The organism is Eikenella exigua (assembly GCF_008805035.1).
GTDB classification, from domain to species: Bacteria; Pseudomonadota; Gammaproteobacteria; order Burkholderiales; family Neisseriaceae; genus Eikenella; species Eikenella exigua.
Genome location: NZ_CP038018.1, coordinates 1,036,547 through 1,054,045, shown reverse-complemented (window position 1 = coordinate 1,054,045; position 17,499 = coordinate 1,036,547). Strand labels below are relative to the sequence as shown.

Annotated in this window: 16 protein-coding genes; 8 read left to right on the top strand and 8 right to left on the bottom strand. The window is 53.6% G+C overall.

Going from position 1 to position 17,499, the window contains the following annotated elements:
- The first annotated feature begins 151 nt into the window (after positions 1-151).
- Positions 152-1,066, top strand: a complete 915-nt coding sequence (locus tag EZJ17_RS05500; protein WP_067438663.1) for a hypothetical protein — start codon at positions 152-154, stop codon at positions 1,064-1,066.
- Positions 1,067-1,318: 252 nt separating this feature from the next.
- Here EZJ17_RS05500 and EZJ17_RS05495 read toward each other — a convergent pair whose 3' ends face one another.
- Positions 1,319-2,857, bottom strand: a complete 1,539-nt coding sequence (locus EZJ17_RS05495; protein ID WP_067438665.1) for a porin family protein — start codon at positions 2,855-2,857, stop codon at positions 1,319-1,321.
- 151 nt (positions 2,858-3,008) lie between these two features.
- On the opposite strand from EZJ17_RS05495, the gene EZJ17_RS05490 reads away from it, so the two are divergent.
- From EZJ17_RS05490 to EZJ17_RS05480, 3 genes are all read left to right on the top strand, one after another.
- A complete protein-coding gene (locus EZJ17_RS05490) occupies positions 3,009-3,974 on the top strand; it encodes a transferrin-binding protein-like solute binding protein (protein ID WP_067438668.1) in 966 nt (321 codons plus the stop codon).
- A gap of 239 nt (positions 3,975-4,213) precedes the next feature.
- Entirely contained in the window at positions 4,214-6,502 is a 2,289-nt protein-coding gene (locus EZJ17_RS05485; RefSeq protein WP_369799473.1) for a TonB-dependent hemoglobin/transferrin/lactoferrin family receptor, read from the top strand.
- Positions 6,503-6,660: 158 nt separating this feature from the next.
- Positions 6,661-7,245, top strand: coding sequence for a biliverdin-producing heme oxygenase (locus tag EZJ17_RS05480; protein WP_067438674.1), 585 nt, complete (start codon positions 6,661-6,663; stop codon positions 7,243-7,245).
- A gap of 193 nt (positions 7,246-7,438) precedes the next feature.
- Here the strand turns inward: EZJ17_RS05480 and EZJ17_RS05475 are convergent, their stop codons facing one another.
- Positions 7,439-7,825, bottom strand: a complete 387-nt coding sequence (locus EZJ17_RS05475; RefSeq protein WP_067438677.1) for a rhodanese-like domain-containing protein — start codon at positions 7,823-7,825, stop codon at positions 7,439-7,441.
- Between the two features lie 73 nt (positions 7,826-7,898).
- Positions 7,899-8,240: a carboxymuconolactone decarboxylase family protein gene (locus EZJ17_RS05470; protein WP_067438680.1), complete on the bottom strand. Its 342-nt coding sequence runs from the start codon at positions 8,238-8,240 to the stop codon at positions 7,899-7,901.
- 271 nt (positions 8,241-8,511) lie between these two features.
- On the opposite strand from EZJ17_RS05470, the gene EZJ17_RS05465 reads away from it, so the two are divergent.
- Complete coding sequence (locus tag EZJ17_RS05465; RefSeq protein WP_067438682.1) at positions 8,512-9,420, top strand: AraC family transcriptional regulator; 909 nt, start codon at positions 8,512-8,514, stop codon at positions 9,418-9,420.
- Positions 9,421-9,629: 209 nt separating this feature from the next.
- Here EZJ17_RS05465 and EZJ17_RS05460 read toward each other — a convergent pair whose 3' ends face one another.
- The 3 genes from EZJ17_RS05460 to menA form a co-directional block, all read right to left on the bottom strand.
- Complete coding sequence (locus tag EZJ17_RS05460) at positions 9,630-10,289, bottom strand: hypothetical protein (protein WP_067438685.1); 660 nt, start codon at positions 10,287-10,289, stop codon at positions 9,630-9,632.
- Between the two features lie 365 nt (positions 10,290-10,654).
- Positions 10,655-10,840: a DUF1304 family protein gene (locus EZJ17_RS10575; RefSeq protein WP_231863667.1), complete on the bottom strand. Its 186-nt coding sequence runs from the start codon at positions 10,838-10,840 to the stop codon at positions 10,655-10,657.
- Between the two features lie 216 nt (positions 10,841-11,056).
- Positions 11,057-11,959 carry a 1,4-dihydroxy-2-naphthoate octaprenyltransferase gene (gene menA, locus EZJ17_RS05450; protein WP_067438688.1) on the bottom strand — a complete coding sequence of 301 codons (903 nt, stop codon included), beginning with the start codon at positions 11,957-11,959 and terminating at the stop codon, positions 11,057-11,059.
- A gap of 348 nt (positions 11,960-12,307) precedes the next feature.
- On the opposite strand from menA, the gene lepA reads away from it, so the two are divergent.
- The 3 genes from lepA to lepB all read left to right on the top strand — a co-directional run bounded on the left by lepA (position 12,308) and on the right by lepB (position 15,779).
- Positions 12,308-14,101 carry a translation elongation factor 4 gene (lepA, locus tag EZJ17_RS05445; RefSeq protein WP_067439664.1) on the top strand — a complete coding sequence of 598 codons (1,794 nt, stop codon included), beginning with the start codon at positions 12,308-12,310 and terminating at the stop codon, positions 14,099-14,101.
- A gap of 69 nt (positions 14,102-14,170) precedes the next feature.
- A complete protein-coding gene (locus EZJ17_RS05440) occupies positions 14,171-14,380 on the top strand; it encodes a hypothetical protein (RefSeq protein ID WP_067438691.1) in 210 nt (69 codons plus the stop codon).
- Between the two features lie 358 nt (positions 14,381-14,738).
- Positions 14,739-15,779 (top strand): signal peptidase I, encoded by a 1,041-nt coding sequence (gene lepB / locus EZJ17_RS05435; protein WP_067438694.1) that lies wholly within the window; start codon positions 14,739-14,741, stop codon positions 15,777-15,779.
- 131 nt (positions 15,780-15,910) lie between these two features.
- Here the strand turns inward: lepB and EZJ17_RS05430 are convergent, their stop codons facing one another.
- Positions 15,911-16,678 (bottom strand): DUF4336 domain-containing protein, encoded by a 768-nt coding sequence (locus tag EZJ17_RS05430; protein ID WP_067438697.1) that lies wholly within the window; start codon positions 16,676-16,678, stop codon positions 15,911-15,913.
- Positions 16,679-16,813: 135 nt separating this feature from the next.
- Positions 16,814-17,473, bottom strand: coding sequence for an NAD(P)H-dependent oxidoreductase (locus tag EZJ17_RS05425; protein WP_067438700.1), 660 nt, complete (start codon positions 17,471-17,473; stop codon positions 16,814-16,816).
- Positions 17,474-17,499 lie beyond the last annotated feature (26 nt).

Sequence of the window (17,499 nt, the reverse complement as noted above, 5' to 3'; positions counted from 1 at the left end):
CCTTACCGTACAGCAGGCTACCTGAAAGTGATGTTTGAGCAGAATTCAATATGGTTTCATCCAGCCCGTTTCAGAATAAACCCGTTGATTTGACAATAAAACCGCTAAAATTTAGAATCCCGCCGTTTTAAACTGGGAAGCCGGGATAACAATGAGCAAACGTGTGTTGGTGGTGTCGTATTCACAGAGCGGGCAGTTGGTGCGCTTGAAAGAGAGTTTTCTACGCGATATACGCGGCGCGGCAGGAGTTGAAGTGGACGATGTGGTGCTGCGGCCGGCACAGCCGTTTGCTTTCCCCTGGCGCTTCCTGCCGTTTTTCGATGCCTTTCCCGAAACCGTACATTTACAACCCGCCCCCATTGAGCCGCCTGTTTTGGCACACGAGCGGTATGACTTGGTGGTGATTGCCTACAGCGTATGGTTTTTGTCGCCCGCCCAGCCGATTACGGCATTTCTGCAAAGCGAAACCGCGCGGCAGGTGTTGCGCGATACACCGGTAATTACATTAATCGGCTGCCGCAATATGTGGCTGATGGCGCAAGAAAAAATGAAACGCTTACTGGCCGATGCGGGCGCACGGCTAGTGGGCAATGTGGTGAAAATCGACCAATGCGGCAGCGCGGCCAGTTTCATTACCACGCCGCTGTGGATGTTTACCGGCAAGCGGCAAGCCGTGCATTGGCTGCCGCCTGCGGGCATCAGCGAAGCAGAAATCGCCGATGCGGCGCGTTTCGGGCAGCGCACCGCTGAAGCTTTGCAGCACGATGAAACATTAGACAAAACACTGCTGCAACACATGGGCGCGGTGAAGATAAACGAAAAACTGATGGCCAGCGAGCGTGTGGGGCACCGCAGCTTTTTGGTGTGGGGCAAGCTGGCGATGGCTGCCGGGCATGTGTCGCCGCTCTTGAGGCGGCTGGTGTTGTGTGTGTATATCGTGTTTCTGCTGGGGATAATTCTCACCGTGGTGCCGATCGGCGCGCTGCTTAAAACCTTGCTTGCCCCACTGCGCCGCGAGCAGAGGCGGCGGGAGCGGGAGTATTATGCCGCGCCGTCTGGGGAGTGAGGTGGCTGTTGGATGCAGATATTGGTAAGAAAGAAAGGCTACCTGAAAACGAGCTTGCGAGTTTCTGCGAAGCTAAAATTTCAGGTAGCCTTTTGTTTTGATGTATTCACAGTAGCTATGCGCTACTAAGCATAGATCGGATTTCTGAATCAGACATCTCTGACATTGCGGCCATAATAGCAGTAGGCGAGGGCATCCCAAGTTTTGTTGGATACGGGTATCCGCTCTGCTTCGCTTTCAGGTAGCCTCACGTTAAAACTGCTTTTCCAATTCTACAAATACTTGCCGGCTTTTATGTTCTGCCCACACATGGCTGCTGCGGATGCGCTGCCAAGAGAAATTCAACTTCGGGGTTAGGCCTAGGATGGTCCAGTTTCTGTGCCACAGTGAAGCAGAGTATTGGATCTCGCGGTCGCGGCGTTGTTCGGGCGGGAAGCCTTGCGGAGTGATGTTTAGCGCGGTGCCACGGAAAAGGCGTTCGGCGAAGGAGACGTTAAGCCGGGTGGAGAGGCCGCCTAGAGCATCCCAATCGTGAATCCAGCCTGCGCCGATGCCGTGGCGGTGGTAGGCGGCATTGTTCGGTTTGCTGCGCAGGGTGGACTGTTCTGGCAGCATCTGGTTGAAATTCAGCCCGGCATACAGCGTGTTGCGCGATGTGGCGCGCCAGGCCAGGGAAATGCTTTCCCCCAAATACCAGCCGTTATACATTTCTGCTTTTTCGCTCATTCGGTAATACTGGCGATAGGCATCCAATGCGGTATGAAGCTGCCAGCGCGGGGTGAGCAGGTGGTTGTATTCCGTGCGCAGTCCGGAAGCGTGCGCCCACATGTACATTTTCAGCGTGTGGTTGTTTTGTGGTTTGCGGTTTTCCCAGTTGTCTGTGCCGCTAAGCTGGAATTGGTAAAACGGCATCACCAACAGCCGCTGCCGCGCATCTTGCCAGAGCCAGCCCGTGCCCAAGCGGCCGTAGGTGCTGTCGTAGGCCGACTTGTTGCTCCAGTAATAATTGGTGCCGCTCACATCCAGCTGCACGCGCAGGTTGTGATGCCCGGCCAATGCCTGGTTTTTTGCCAAGCCCAGGCTGTAGGCTATGCCCACTGCATCTTCTGCGCGCTCTCGGCTGCAGCCGAACGGGCTGCAATGCGGCAGCGCCGCGTTGTTCACATTGTTATCAAATGAAGGGGAAAGCCCACCGCTCCACTGCCATTGCTGCTGTTTGGTGATATGGTTCAGATAATGTTGCACATTATTCTGCACCTCCGCCGGCACTTCCGGCTTGTTCTGCACTGTTTCAAATAGCTGCGCCGATTCGTGCCATTGCTTATCTTCTGCCAGCATCGCCGCCAAATCCAGGCGGATGCGTACATCCTGCGGCTCTTCTGCCACCAATTCCCGGTAAATTTGCACCGCGCGCGCGTAATCGCCCGTATATTTTGCCTGCATGCCTTGCGCACGACGCAGCAACACTGTGTCTGGCTGCGGTATTTGCGCATACAGCGAAGTCAAATCCGCCAGCAATTCCGGCTGTGGTGGGCTGTTTAACACTTGCACTAACATATGCGCCAATAATTGTGGCCGTGCCAGCAAATCCTGCTGTGTGAGCACTGGCGCAGCTTGCTGCCCATCTGTTACTGCAGGCGTTTGCACATTATTTTCCAACTGCCGCAGCCATTGCTGCTGCCCTGTTTGTAAAAAACGTTTCTGATCCTGTTCTGGTGTGGTGTCTCCCCAGCTGTGTTGCGCAACACACAACGTAGAAATAATCAGAAACACACTCGTTTTCATCTGCATATATACAAATAGTCTCTTGAAAATAATGAGAATATGATAGATAGGGTTTCGTTAAGTTTGGACATTTCATGCAAACAAAACAGTTTCCTTATCTACAAAAATGAGATATATTACCATTATTTTTAACGAAGGCAGGACTTATTAAGTAACTATGAAACACCTAATTTTATCTTTGTTTGTGGCTGCTGCGTTGGCAGGGTGTGCGGGTAACGGCGGGGTAACTATTCCCGATGGCACTGCACCTGTGCCTCCGCTCATGCCGGCTGATCCCAGCAAAATCCTCGGCCCGGCGACCAGTGGCGATACCCCTACCGTTTTCCAAACGGGCAGCGGCCAACTGCGTTATGTGTCGTGGAATCAGATGATGTTTGGTCAATCTTTCCCGACCGACAAGTTCATCTATCGCGCACCTGATGGTAAAGATTACGCTTTTGATGGGTTTACCAACCCGCCAAACTTTTCAGGCCGTTTTGTTCCCGACAAAACACAACCCACCAAAATTACCCCTCAATCCACCCCGGAAGGCAATAAATTATTGGTTTGCTGCGAGGGCTTCGATTCCAACCTGCCTGCCGGCTATTTGACTGCCACTCGCTACGGTGTTTGGATCGGCAATGGGCAAATCGATATGTTTGCCGGCGGTATTGCTGCGCCAGTGGCTGATATGCAGAAACGCAACGGTGCTACTGCGCCTACTGGTAAAGCCACTTATGAAGTATGGGCATTCCGTGTGAAAGATGGCTCGGTAACGGCTTCCACATACAATCCAGCAGACGCAAGCAAACGTTCCTTGCTGACTGTTAACTTCAACACCGGCAAAGTGGGCGGCACCATCAAAGGCAATGCGGATTTCGGCGCGGATATTAATTTCCGCGATGTTACTCTCAGTGGCAATACTTTCAGCGGCAGCGTTACCTCCGGTGGCGTTGATGGGCAAGTAAGTGGCGGCCTGTTCGGCAAAAAAGGATATTATGGGCCGGCGGGTACCGAAATTGGTGGGAAAATCACTTTCGGTAGCAACCAAAGCCTCAACAGCGTATTCGGCGGTTCAGTACCACAGCGCAGTTACCGTGATGAAAACTCCACTTCAAATGATTTAACCCCGCTTACTCCTTAATTTAATTTTCAGGTAGCCTTTTGCAGGGTATGTGTCAATTTGGCGCACACCCTGCAATATATTTGGCTAATTAATGAAATTGTTTTTCAGGTAGCCTTTATTATTTCAAACTTTTTAACAGAATCATGAAAACACATATCCATCAGCACCGACCAAGTATTTTATTCTTGGCTTTGTGTAGCATCTTTTCCGCCCCGGTTTGGGCATCAGGCGAAACTGAGGACACCAGTTCTGCCCAATTGGAAACCATTGAAATCCAAGGCCGCAAACATACGCCGCGCCAGCTGGGACGTGAACGTATCCGACGGGAGCAGCTGGATAAAGAAATGGTGCAGGATATCCGCGATATGGTGCGTTATGACCCCGGTATCAGTGTGGCCGAAGGCGGCCGGGCCGGCTCCAACGGTTTCAGTATCCGGGGTGTGGATAAAGACCGTGTGGCCATTGTGGTGGACGGTCTTGATCAAGGCGAAAGCCGCTCTTCCTCTGCCTTCCAGGAGCTGTTTGGTGCATACGGCAATTTCAATGCCAACCGCAACGCCGCTGAGCTGGAGCACATGAGCGAAGTAACCATCAGCAAAGGCGCGGATTCCATCACGGCCGGCAGCGGTGCTTTGGGTGGTGCGGTGATTTACCGTACCAAGTCGCCGCGCGATTATGTGGATGAAGACAAGCCTTATTATGTTGGGATGAAAACCGGTTATCTGAGCCGCTCCGAACAATGGTTGGCCAGCATTACCGCTGCCGGTCGACTGGGCAAGTTTGACGCTTTGGTGGTTGGTACCGTGCGCAACGGACATGAAACTAAAAACTACAGCGAAGCTAAAGATGTAAATCTCAGCTTCAACAATAACTACCAATTCGGCAACACAAAATATAGCGGCGTGGCGCGCGGCATTCCCGACCCACAAAACACCGAAGATCATTCCGATTTATTCCGCCTCGGTTACCACTTCAACGACAGCAACTATCTGAGCGGCATTTACGAAACTACACGGCAAGATCGGGAAACAGATGAATTATCTAATCTTTTTGGCGCTTATGACAGCACTAGCTACCGCTACCGCCGCGATGTTGCCTATCGCCGCCGTGTTGGCCTAGAATATGAAAACCTACTGGACTGGGGGCCGTGGAATAAGCTGACCGTGAGCCTTGACCGGCAAAAAATCCGCATGACCACCATGACTTGGGATATTCCCACTCAAGATTACATCCGCCGAATGGGACGCAGTGCCGAAAACTACTTTATCCGCCGTAGTCTGAATTACGAAACCAACCAATTCAAAGTGGCCGCCGAAAAACATCTCGATTTTGGCAAAAATGTATTGTGGGATACGGCATATGGCGTGGGTGGCTCTCACAAACGCAATACTAACAGTAACACCAGTTATTGGACTTTCGTTTTCTATCCCGATCGTCTGGCTTCCGATCGCGATGAAAAAGAATTTTTGGTCAGCACCCAATCCAATAACTACAATCTTTATTGGAACAACACTCTGCGCTTTAACGAACGCTTCAAGCTGAATCTCGGTGTGCGCTACGACCACACCAAAATGCACACTTTGGATACGGAAAGCTTCAACCCCGACGTAAAAGGCCAGCTCGAAGCCAAGGGTATTTGGAACCAACAAGCGCGCTTCAGCTCGCCCAGTTATGTGGCTGCGCTGGATTGGAATATCAGTCCGTCTGTAACCTTGCAGAGTAAATACAGCACCGGTTTCCGCGCGCCCACCACCGATGAAATGTGGTTCTACTTTCCCAACACCTTGTTTTATGTTGAGCCCAATCCGAATCTGAAAGCGGAACGCTCCAAAAACGTTGAGCTGGGCATAGATGTGCATGGCAATTGGGGGCATGTACGCCTTTCTGGCTACCGCACCCGTTACACCGATTTCATCGATTTTGTACATCGTGGTTACAGAGAGGTTATGACTTGGAACTATACCAACAAAACCTTGAGCAACCGCGAATATGCCGACGTTTACCAGAACGTAAACCGTTCCCAAGCCGAAATTAAAGGTTTGGAGCTGAAAGCACGCTGGAATCTCGACAGCATCGGCCTGCCGGCCGGCATGTATACTACGTTGGCCGCCAATTACACCAAAGGCGAAGCTGACGGACGTATTCCGATTAACGCTATCCAGCCGTTTAACGGTGTTATCGGTTTCGGCTACCAGCAGCCCGACAATCGTTGGGGTGTGGATTTGAATATCAGCTATTTCGCGCGCAAAAAACCAGAAGACACTATCGCCTCCTATGACGATACCGGCCGCACTTTCCCTTTTGTCCGCCACAGCAGCAACATCTGGTTGGCCGATCTGACTGCGAATTACCAGTTCAGAAAACACATTACTATACGTGGCGGCATCTACAACCTGTTTAACCGCCACTACTATACCTGGGAAACCCTGCGCAGCATCCGCGAATTCGGCACCGTAAACCGTGTGAACAACCAAACCCATGCCGGTATCGAACGCTTCAGCGCCCCGGGCCGCAATTTCAGCCTTGTTATTGAAGCTAAGTTTTAAATCCTTGCCGATGGCAGAAACTCCGCTTCCTTGCGGAGGCTTCGTTTTAATTGCGTTGAAGCTTACACTTTCAGGTAGTCGCTCAGGTAGTCGCTGCACTTCTTGGGAGGTTACCTGGAATTACGTTGGCTACACACTTTAAAAAAGGAAAACAAACCATGCAAGATATCCCTTTCAAGCAATACCTGAAAGAAAACTGCCGCACCACCCACGACAGCGTGGATGAGCTGGTGATGTCAGTGAAGCCTTTCGATAACACCGAAAACTACATCCGCTTCCTGCAGCTGCAAGCCGTGTTCCACAAAATTGTGGACGACATCTACAAAAACCCGCAGCTCAACGAAAAAATCACCGGCCTGGCCGAGCTTGCCCGCTACGATGATGTAATCCTCGATCTGCAAGACCTGAACGCTGCCGAAAAAGCCGTTTCCCTGCCCATTCCCAAGCCCGAAGGCGCAGAAGCATTGGGCTGGCTCTATTGTGCCGAAGGCTCCAACGTGGGCGCTGCCTTCTTGTTTAAAGATGCGCAAAACAACCTTGGCTGCAACGCCGAACACGGTGCCCGCCACCTCGGCCCGCACGCCGATGGCAGGGGCAAACATTGGCGCCGTTTTGCCGAGCAGCTGAACAATCTGGGCATTTCCGACAGTGAACGCGAACAAGCCCTGCAAGGCGCGCTCACCGCTTTTGCCTTCTACAAAAAACTGCTGCGCGAAATCTTCGCGTTGCCCGAAGCCGCGTAAGGATTGCCAGCTGTATCCGGCATAACAAAAAGCTACCTGAAATCTTAGCTTCACAGGAACTTCGCTGCGCTGCGTTTTCAGGTGGCTTTTTTGGTGATACTGTATATAGCTGAAGCACTTATTTCTTGATACAAGGTGAGCCAACGCCGTATGAAGGAATAAGTGCTTCAGATATTGGGTCAAACTGCAAATATTATCGTATGTTGGCTCGTGTAAGCTGTACGTAGCTACCGCGGTTTTGCACGTTGGTGTAGCCCATGCTTTCCAGCACTTGTTTGGTGGTTTCGGCACGGCGGCCGCTACGGCAGTAGAGGTTGATGGGGGTATTTTTATTGGGAACGTGGGCAGCAATCTGTTGGCCGATTTGGTCGTGCGGAATATTTTTGGAGTTTTGCAGGTGGCCTGCAGCATATTCTTCTGGCGTGCGCACATCGATCCACACGGCTTCTTGGCGGGCGGGGGCGTGGCGCGGCTGGCTCTGTTGTTGGGCAGGCTTGCGGCTGTGCTGGCCGTGGGCGGAAGCGGCAACGGGCAGGGCGGTCAACAGGGCGATGGCGGCTAGAGAGAGAGTTTTCTTCATGATGTACCTTTCTTGATGGCGGGGGAGTTTTTCAGGTAGCCTGTTATTCATTAAAGGCTACCTGAAAACCGGTTTAGGCTTCGCGGGCGTCTTCCACGGCTTCGAGGGCGCGCAGGGAGTAGGTGTAGGCGGCACCGGCGTTGAGGGAAATGGCGGTGGCGAGCGCACCGGCCACTTCGCTCTCGGTGGCACCGGCTTTCACAGCGGCTTGGGCGTGTACGGAAATGCAGCTTTCGCAGCGGGTGGTAACGGCCACGGCCAGGGCGATGAGTTCGCGGGTTTTGGCATCCAGCGCTTCGGCTGCGGCAGCGCTTTCGAGGGCGGCATAGCCGGCTAGCATTTTGGGGTGGTCTTTGCCGAGTTTGGTAAAGGATTGTTTAACGTGGGTAGCGTGTTTTTTCCAATCTAAAAACATGATGTTATCCTTAGCAATAAACTCAAATGAAATTTGAACGGATAGCTTTTATCGAAACTGTCTGATGTGGTGCATGATGGCATAAGTTTTAGAGTAAGAATTGACTGATCGTCTCATTCTTTTGACTGCGTGCTATAGCTGAAACAATTATTTTTTCCTACAAGGCTACGAGCCATGAACGGTAAAAGTACGGCAAGGCGAGCCAACGCTGTATGAAGGAATAAGTGTTTTAGCGATATATTTCCGCCATCGGCCAATAAGGAGAATGAAAATGGATGTGTTAGACAAATTAATTTATCTGGCATGGCTGCGTGGTCGGATTGATGTGTGCTGCCGGCTGGGCGGTGGATTTCACTTGGTACACGAAACCGAGCCGGAAACAGCGCGGCTGCATTGGGTGGTGTCAGGCAGCGGCTGGCTGCGGGTAGGTGACGGGCAAGCAGTGGCTTTGCATACGGGCGATGCGGTGCTGCTTCCCTATGATACGGCACACAGTATTACCGACAGTTTGGAGGGTTTGGCGCAACCAGCGGGCAAGCCGCAGCTTCACGGAAACGGAGTGTTGGCAGTGAAAGACTGCGGCGGCAACCGCTTGCAACTGTTGTGCGGCCAATACCGCTATACGCGCCGTGCAGCGCTGTGGCTGGGTATGCCGGAATACCTGCTTTTACCGCTACCGGAAATGCGGCAAACGGCATCGATGATGCTGGATGAAGCGGAAAGGCTGCGCTATGGCAGCGGTACGGTGGTGAACGCGCTCTCGCAGGTGATGCTGGTGGCCGTGCTGCGACGCTATCGGCAGCAGAGCAGTGCCCTATCTTTTTTGTCGCAGCTGGAAGACCCACGCCTAAGCGGGCTGTTGCAGGCGGTGTTGCTCGCGCCGCAGGATGAGTGGCCAATTGCACGGATGGCGGAAATGGCGAAACTTTCGCGGGCACAGCTGATGCGTTTGTTTAAATCGGTAACCGGGGTGAGTCCGCACCGCTTTGTGCTGTCTATCCGCTTGCAGCAGGCAGCAGTGCAGCTGGCGGCGAGTGCGGATACGATTTTGCGCATTGCGTTGGAAAACGGCTTTGTGTCGGAATCGCATTTCAACCGCGCGTTTAAACAGTATTTCGGGCAAACACCGAAGCAATACCGCGTACAGCAGCTGGAAGAGGCAGAGAAGGCTGTGGCTTGAGAATAGTGAGAATAGTGTTTTAATTAATGAAGGCTACCTGAAAACATGCGCTGTGTTCGCTGTGCTTTCAGGTAGCCTTTAGTTGCATATGGCGGTATCTGGTTTTACCTATTCCAGATAAAAGGCTACCTGAAACTTTTAGCTTCGCAGAAATTTCCTGCACTACGTTTTCAGGTGGCCTTTGTTTACTCTCTAAGCTGTTCTTCGTATTACTGTTTTCTGAAGTCTTTCAAAGTGCCGTCCATGTTGAAATCGATAGAGTATTTGGCACGCGGGGTTTCGATGGTGGAAGTAATCCAGCGGCGGGTTTGGTTCGGCACCCACAGTTGGAAGCTGGTGAAAGTCAGCTCGGTTTCGGTGGCTTCCACTTCCTTGGCTTTCTCGTTCCAAGTTTTGGCGATGGTGGCCACGGTGGCAAACTTGATGTCGTTCAGGGGAGTAACGTTGTCTTTCATGTCGCCGCCGCCAGAAATCTGCACCGGTTGCGGTTCGCTCCACTTGCCGTCTTCATAGGTGTAGTGGTCGATATTATCCGGTTTTTCCGGGTCTTGGATGTCGATTTCAATGCGCGGACGGTTGCTGCCATAGAATTGAACGTTTTGGAATACATTCAATTCCTTGCCGGAAAACTGCGGCAGGGCTTTGAGGGAATCTTCCGCTGCCTGCAAAGCTTGGGCGTTGCTCAGGAAGTTATCCATAGAAGCTGCTTCCTGCTGGCTGCCGCTCTCAGCCTGCTGGCTGCCCTCCTGGCTTTGCGAAGCTTGTTGCTGTTGCACGGGGGCTTGTTCATCGCCGCCTTTGCCACCACAGGCGGAAAGGCCGAGTACGGCAGATACACACAACAACCAAAGTGCTTGTTTAGATTTCATAAAGTCATTCCTTCTTCAATATTGGTTGGATAAGTCAGCATTGCTGCTGGGTGGTATTGTAAAGAAAATTGCTGTGTTTTTCAAAATCGTAGCCGATAAGACACGGTATCCGCCCCAAATTTGGTTGTTAGATGTTGGCTCACACAATATAAGGATTGATGCATTTATAAGTCCTCATTTTTGGTGTATTTCTTCACAATGCGTTTTTCGGATGCTGTCTATTTTCGATGTATCTGCGCGCTCTGTTTTGCTTGTTTTAAACTACACTTTAAAAGACGAGGAGTTTGTAAATATCATAGGCTATCTGCAACCGAATCTATCTTTTTCAGGTAGCCTTTTTCCTGTCTACTAAAACCACAGGTTGATCAAAGCCAAAATAGGCAGCCCGCTTTGCTTGAACAGAATACTTTTGTTGGGGGCGCACCGCAGGCGGTAACGGTGATGCAGTTGAGCAGCAAAACGGCGGCGAATTCTTTCGGCTGGGAGGCAAACAGGATGGCGTAGACGAGCATGAGGGCAGTGCAGCCGTTGTAGATGCCTTGGTTACGCATCACACGTTGAAGCGCGGTTCGGCCAACTGCGTTTGACTGAGTTTGAATACGCGGGTGGTGGTGAGGGAAGTAGTGGCGAAAGTTTCGAGATACATGATGTAGCCGAACAGGGCGGCGGGAGTAAAACGAGGATTTGCGAGAGGGTAGGCATATTTTACTTTTTTATTCGTTAGTTATGGTGTGTATGAGTTATGGGAGATTTAGCTTTGGAGCTAGTTAGAATAGCACAGATTCAAGCAGCAGGCCGCTGCCGAAAAGTAGGTTTATAGCCAAGGCAAGGCGCACGATATGCGGCAGTTCGCGCCCGGCGGCAGCGGGGCTGGTGGCGGTTTTCAGGCGGTGCAAGTGGGTGGCGGCCAGCGGCAGCGCGGTTAGCCAGAAGAGGCCGCTAGGGATTTGAGGGGCGAGGGCGGCGTAGCAGGCAAGGGCGGCGGCGAGGAGGAGGCGGTGCAGGGTTTTGCTGCGTTCAAAGCCCAGCCGGGTGGCGGGGGTGGTTTTGCCGGATTGGCGGTCGTTTTCGATGTCGCGCATATTGTTGATGTGCAGTACGGCAGCGGCGAGCAGACCGCAGCCGGCGGCGGGCAGCCAGCCTTCGGGCGGGCAGCTGCCTTGTTGCAGGTAGGCGCTGCCCTGCACACCGAGCAGGCCGAAGAACAGGAATACGCTGATTTCGCCCAGCCCGTGGTAGCCGTAGGCGTGGCGCCCGAGGGTGTAGGTGAGGGCGGCGGCGAGGGCGAGGCTGCCTAAGAGCAAGAAAGCGAGCCATTGCTGCGGGTGGCGCAAGCTGAGGGCGATGAGTGCACCACCGAGGAGCAGGGCGGCTAATACGCTGGCGGTGAGGAGACGGCGGATGCGTGGGAGAGGAATTTGGCCGCTAGCGGTGAGGCGTTCGGGCGCATCGGGCGCACGGTGGCGGTCGGTACCGCGTATGCCGTCGCCGTAGTCGTTGGCGATATTGGAGACGATTTGCAGAGCCAGCGCAGTGAGCAGGCTGAGCAGGAACACGCTGCCGCGCCAGCTTGCGGGGCTGCTGTGCCAGGCGAGGGCGTTGCCGCAGCAAACAGCGGCAAGAGCCAGCGGCAGGGTGCGCGGGCGGATGAGGCGGAGTAGGGCGTGCATAGTGGGGGAGCGGCTTGGAGGCTACCTGAAAAAGTGGCACTTAAACGAAGCTAAAATCCAATCGGCGGTTTCAGGTAGCCCGATACGAAAAATGGGCATGATACCTGATTCTGCGCCATTGGGCTGGAGCTTGCGCTTTTTGCTTGTGTTGGGTCAAGCGGGAGAGTGAACAAATTGTCGGGCAGCTTCAAGCGTTTTCGGCTAGAATACGCAGTTTGGTTTCGGCACGGCTTGCTGTGTTGCCGCTCCTGTTTTAACTTCGCTGAAGCTCCACTTTTTCAGGTAGTCCGTATGGGCCAAACCGATGCTTTTGCCTGCCATTACGACCGCTTACTTTTTTGCCAAAATATGAACAATATCCGCAATTTCTCCATCATCGCCCATATTGACCACGGTAAATCCACGCTCGCCGACCGCTTCATCCAACACTGCGGCGGCTTGGAAAACCGCGAAATGAGTTCGCAGGTTTTGGACAGCATGGACATCGAAAAAGAGCGCGGCATCACGATTAAGGCGCAAACCGCCGCGTTGAACTATAAAGCCCGTAATGGCGAAACTTATCTTTTAAATCTGATTGATACGCCCGGGCACGTCGATTTCTCCTATGAAGTTTCCCGCTCGCTTTCTGCCTGTGAAGGTGCGCTGTTGGTGGTGGACGCATCGCAGGGCGTGGAAGCGCAAACCGTGGCCAACTGCTACACCGCGATTGATTTGGGCGTGGAAGTGGTGCCGGTGCTGAACAAAATTGACTTACCCGCCGCCGATCCCGACCGCGTGGCGCAGGAAATTGAAGACATCGTCGGCATTGATGCGGTGGGCGCGGTAACCTGCTCGGCCAAATCGGGGCTAGGTGTGGAAGACGTGCTGGAAGAAATCGTTGCGAAAATTTCCGCGCCGGAAGGCGACGAAAACGCGCCGCTGCAAGCCGTGATTATCGATTCGTGGTTCGACAACTATGTTGGCGTGGTGATGCTGATCCGTGTGAAAAACGGTCGGCTGAAACTAAAAGACAAAGTGCGCTTCATGTCCACCAAGGCTGAAAGCCAAGTGGAGCAGCTTGGTGTGTTTACGCCGAAATCGGTGAACAGGCAAGAGCTTAAAGCGGGTGAAGTGGGTTTTTTGATTACCGGTGTGAAAGAGCTCGGTCAAGCCAAAGTGGGCGATACGGTAACGCTGGCGCAAAACCCCGCTTCCGAGCCGCTGCCCGGCTTCAAAGAAGTACAAAGCCAAGTGTTTGCCGGCCTCTATCCTGTGGAAAGCCACGACTACGAAGCCCTGCGCGATGCGTTGGAAAAACTGCAACTCAATGATGCTTCATTAAAATTTGAGCCGGAAGTGTCTCAAGCGCTCGGCTTTGGCTTCCGCTGCGGCTTCCTCGGCCTCTTGCACTTGGAAATCGTGCAGGAACGCTTGGAGCGCGAGTTTGATATGGACTTGATTACCACCGCGCCTACCGTGGTGTATGAAGTGATTTTGAAGAGCGGCGAACATATCGAAGTGGAAAATCCGTCCAAACTGCCGGATTTGGCCACGGTGGAATCCATTCTGGAGCCGATTATCACCGCCACCATCCTGGTGCCGCAGGAATATGTGGGCAATGTGATGACGCTGTGCAACCAGAAGCGCGGTGTGCAAATCAATATGCAGTATCTCGGCCGCCAGGTGATGCTCACTTATGATTTGCCGATGAACGAAGTGGTGATGGACTTTTTCGACAAGCTTAAATCCACCTCGCGTGGCTATGCTTCGCTGGACTACCATTTCAAAGAGTTTCGCGCTGCCAATTTGGTGAAATTAGATATTATAGTGAACGGCGACAAAGTGGATGCGCTCAGCCTGATTGTGCACCGCCAAAATGCCATACACCGAGGCCGCGAGCTGGCAGCAAAAATGCGCGAACTGATTCCGCGCCAAATGTTTGACATCGCCGTGCAGGCTGCTATCGGCAGCCAGATTATCGCTCGCGAAAACGTGAAGGCGCTGCGCAAAAACGTATTGGCAAAATGCTACGGCGGCGACATCACGCGCAAGAAAAAACTGCTGGAAAAACAAAAGGCCGGTAAGAAACGCATGAAGCAGGTGGGCAATGTGGAAATCCCGCAGAGCGCATTTTTGGCGATTTTGCAGGTGGGGGATAAGTAGCCACATTCAGGCTACCTGAAAAACGAGAGCCTGAATGAAAGGAAGCCTGATAATGAAAAACATTTTTTGATGCTGGCGATTTGTGTGGCTTCCTCCGCCTGTGCCACGCCCGACCTGCAGATGGAAAAGCCGACGCTATCCGAAAACCTTGCCGTTTCTGCCGCGCCGGAAGTGTTGGAACAATTCCGCCAATTCTGCCAGCAAGGCACACCGGTGCTGTTTTTGAATGAATACGATCTTCAGCAGCAATATTTTCAGGTAGCCTGCCGCCAGGGGTAGACGGTGAAACCGCCTATGGCTTTGGTGTGGGGCTGGGCAGATAGCACGCCAGATACAGATAATTTAGCTGCAGACCACCGCTGCCGTGTTTTGGCTTTGAGGGCTGCAGGCTTTGAGGTGATGCGGTGTTTCCGGCAGCTATGACTTCCGTTTTCAGGAATCAGCCGTTAAGAACGAGCGATTTAGAGCCGGTGAGGCGCAAAAAATTAGTGGTAGAGTCGGTTTCGGCTATGGCCTCAGTTTTATCGAAGGTGTAACCATCAGCGGCAGGAAGCTATGAACAAAGATTTTAGGCGGGCTGCCAGTTTTCAGGTAGCCTAAAGCTTATCAAACTCATTTCAATACAGGAAATATAAAAGTGGAACAATCCAACACAATCCTTTATGCCGCTATAGCTGCTCTGGTGGCCGGTATCGTGCTGTTTGCCGTGAGCAGGAAAACGCGGCAAGAAAACAGTGAATGGAGCAGCGGCCTGCAATGGGGCTACCTCCTGATGATGGTAGGCTCGTTCGGCCTGCTGGCCAAGCTGATGAGCCTCACGGCAGTGTTGCTGCTGCTGGTGCTGTTTACTGGCGCAGTGTGGCTGTGGGCGCGTGCGGCACGCAAACAGCGCAGGCAACTGACTGATCATGCTGAAGCAGCAGAGCAAGATGATAACCATTTCCGCGATTATATGGGCAGCTTCTTCCCGCTGATTTTGATGGTGTTCGTGTTGCGCACTTTTGTAGCCGAGCCGTTTCAGATTCCCTCCAGCTCGATGCGGCCGGGGCTGGTGAAGGGCGACTTTGTGCTGGTGAACAAGTTTAGCTACGGCATCCGCGTGCCGGTGTTGAATAATGTACTGATTCCGGTGGGCCAGGTGCAGCGTGGTGATGTGGTGGTGTTTAATTATCCGGTGGAGCCGGATACCAACTACATCAAACGCATTGTCGGCCTGCCGGGCGATGTGGTGGAGTATCGTAATAAGGTGCTGACGGTAAACGGCAAAACTGAGCAGGATAATTTGGTGGGCGGCTACCAATATCCAGATGATTACAAGCCGGATCGGATTCTAGAAGCCACCCGCTTTTCCACTGATTGGGAAGGCCGCCATTTCGATGTGCTGAAAAATGAAAATGCGCCCACGGTTTCCATCCCCTTCTTGGCCGAATCCGCCAATAATTTTGCTGCAAACGGCTACCAAAGCGGCTTGCGCGAAAATTGCGAATACGAGGCAGACGGCAGCGGCTTTAAATGCACCGTGCCGGCGGGCAAGTATTTCGCCATGGGCGACAACCGCGACAGCAGCGCCGATTCGCGCTACTGGGGCTTTGTGGACGACAAGCTGATTGTGGGCAAAGCGCTTTTCGTGTGGATGAACGTGGGCGACACTTCGCGCATCGGCAACACTATCCGCTGATAGGAAAGACAAACCGACCGGCTGGCCGGTTTGTGCTACTTATGCAAAAGGCTACCTGAAAGTTTCAGGTAGCCTTTAATCGTTGTTGCAAATCAGATAGATATGGGGCCTTGCCTCAATCCTTGTGGTGACTATTTGGATTGATCCGGCTTGAGCCAGCGGAAGGCGCGGCACAGTTCGGCAGTGCCGTTGGCTTCGTAGCAGCGGCCGTGGGCGAGGATGATTTTTTCGGGCTGCCAGGCAAGCATTTGCGCCAGGCTCTCGCGGGCGGCGGCGCGGTTGCGGAAGGTGGCGCGCCAGTCGGGCGGAATTTTGCCGTCCGGCTCGGCAATGCCTACCCATTTCATTACCTGCGCCCAGAAACGGCTGGGGAATTTGGCGGGCTCGAAGTTTTCGATAAGGTCGGTGAGGATCAGGGTGCGGCTGGCGCGATGGAAGAAAACAGTTTCGGTCATAGCCGAACTGCCGAGGAAAGGGAGCTGGGCAATGTCGTCTGCCCATTGGGCTGGGGCGCTGGGGCCCAAATCGGCATCGAACGATACGGCGATGTGCTGGGCAGCGGCGCGTTCGCGCACGCCGAGGCTGGCCCAGGCGGTGGCTTGGGGATAGTGTTTTTGCCAGGCGGGGATATGGGCGTAGTGGATGCGGTTGGGCGAGACGAGGTGGCGCACTTCGCCCAGTGCGTTGATTTGGGATAGCAATTCCGGGTGAGGTTCGATGGGGGAGTGGCACCAGAGGCCGCCATCGGCGAGGCGGATAACCGTCATGCGGGTACTGAAGGGGATGCTCAGGCCGAGCGGGAAGGCCATGCGCACGATGCCGCCATCGGCAATCCAGATATTGCTGCCGAAGGGTTTGAGGGTGTGGAGCGGGCGGTAGAGGTGGATGGAGGTGCTCATACGGTTTCCTTGCTGGTGGTAAGCAGCTGTCGTTGAAGCCGGTGGTTTCAGGTAGCCTGTTGGTACATTGAGGCTACCTGAAAGCGGGCGGTGCGGGTTTCGGCAAGGCTGAAACTATCGGCTCAGCCGCCTGCTTTATTCCGCCCAAACCACGGTTTCGGCGGCATCGCGGCGCGGTTTGGGCTGAATGTCGCGGGCGCGGTAGCCGAAGGTGGCGGCCACGGACACGCCGTATTCGGCGGGGTCGAGCAGCCCGGCTTGGGCGAGAATGTGCTCCACGGCGGCGTAGTTCATGCCTTCTATGGGGCAGGAGTCGATGCCGAGCATGGCGGCGCCGGTGAGCATATTGGCCAGGGCGATGTAGCTTTGTTTGCTCGCCCAGTCGAACAGGGCGCGTTCGTCGTCGGCGATGACGATATCGTGGGTTTGGAAGTCGCGGTAGCGCTCGAGGGCGGCGGCGCGCTGCTCGGGGGTGAAGCCGCGCCGGTCCATCAGCTCGCTGAAAAAGGGAGTGTCGTAGCGGGCGTGTTTTTTCGCCAGCAGGATCACTAGGTGGCTGGCTTCGGTAATGCTGCTTTGCATACCCCAGGCCACGGGCTTGATTTTTTCACGCAGCTCTTGGTTTTGTATCACCAGAAACTTCCACGGTTCGGAGCCGACGGAGCTGGGCGAGAGGCGGCCGAAATCGAGGATGGCGGCGAAATCTTCGGCGCTGATTTTGCGTGCGGGGTCGTAGTAGCGGGTGGAAACGCGGCGGCGGAAAATATCGAGGGCTTGCTGGCGGGTGAGGATCATGACGGTTCCTTTCTATGGCATGACAT

Coding starts and splice junctions, on each gene's coding strand:
- EZJ17_RS05460 (WP_067438685.1), bottom strand. CDS start 10,289: ATGAAATCTAAACAAGCACTTTGGTTGTTGTGTGTATCTGCCGTACTC.
- EZJ17_RS05465 (WP_067438682.1), top strand. CDS start 8,512: ATGGATGTGTTAGACAAATTAATTTATCTGGCATGGCTGCGTGGTCGG.
- EZJ17_RS05475 (WP_067438677.1), bottom strand. CDS start 7,825: ATGAAGAAAACTCTCTCTCTAGCCGCCATCGCCCTGTTGACCGCCCTG.
- EZJ17_RS05500 (WP_067438663.1), top strand. CDS start 152: ATGAGCAAACGTGTGTTGGTGGTGTCGTATTCACAGAGCGGGCAGTTG.
- EZJ17_RS05495 (WP_067438665.1), bottom strand. CDS start 2,857: ATGCAGATGAAAACGAGTGTGTTTCTGATTATTTCTACGTTGTGTGTT.
- EZJ17_RS05490 (WP_067438668.1), top strand. CDS start 3,009: ATGAAACACCTAATTTTATCTTTGTTTGTGGCTGCTGCGTTGGCAGGG.
- EZJ17_RS05480 (WP_067438674.1), top strand. CDS start 6,661: ATGCAAGATATCCCTTTCAAGCAATACCTGAAAGAAAACTGCCGCACC.
- EZJ17_RS05425 (WP_067438700.1), bottom strand. CDS start 17,473: ATGATCCTCACCCGCCAGCAAGCCCTCGATATTTTCCGCCGCCGCGTT.
- EZJ17_RS05430 (WP_067438697.1), bottom strand. CDS start 16,678: ATGAGCACCTCCATCCACCTCTACCGCCCGCTCCACACCCTCAAACCC.
- EZJ17_RS05440 (WP_067438691.1), top strand. CDS start 14,171: ATGCTGGCGATTTGTGTGGCTTCCTCCGCCTGTGCCACGCCCGACCTG.
- lepA (WP_067439664.1), top strand. CDS start 12,308: ATGAACAATATCCGCAATTTCTCCATCATCGCCCATATTGACCACGGT.
- EZJ17_RS05470 (WP_067438680.1), bottom strand. CDS start 8,240: ATGTTTTTAGATTGGAAAAAACACGCTACCCACGTTAAACAATCCTTT.
- menA (WP_067438688.1), bottom strand. CDS start 11,959: ATGCACGCCCTACTCCGCCTCATCCGCCCGCGCACCCTGCCGCTGGCT.
- EZJ17_RS10575 (WP_231863667.1), bottom strand. CDS start 10,840: ATGCGTAACCAAGGCATCTACAACGGCTGCACTGCCCTCATGCTCGTC.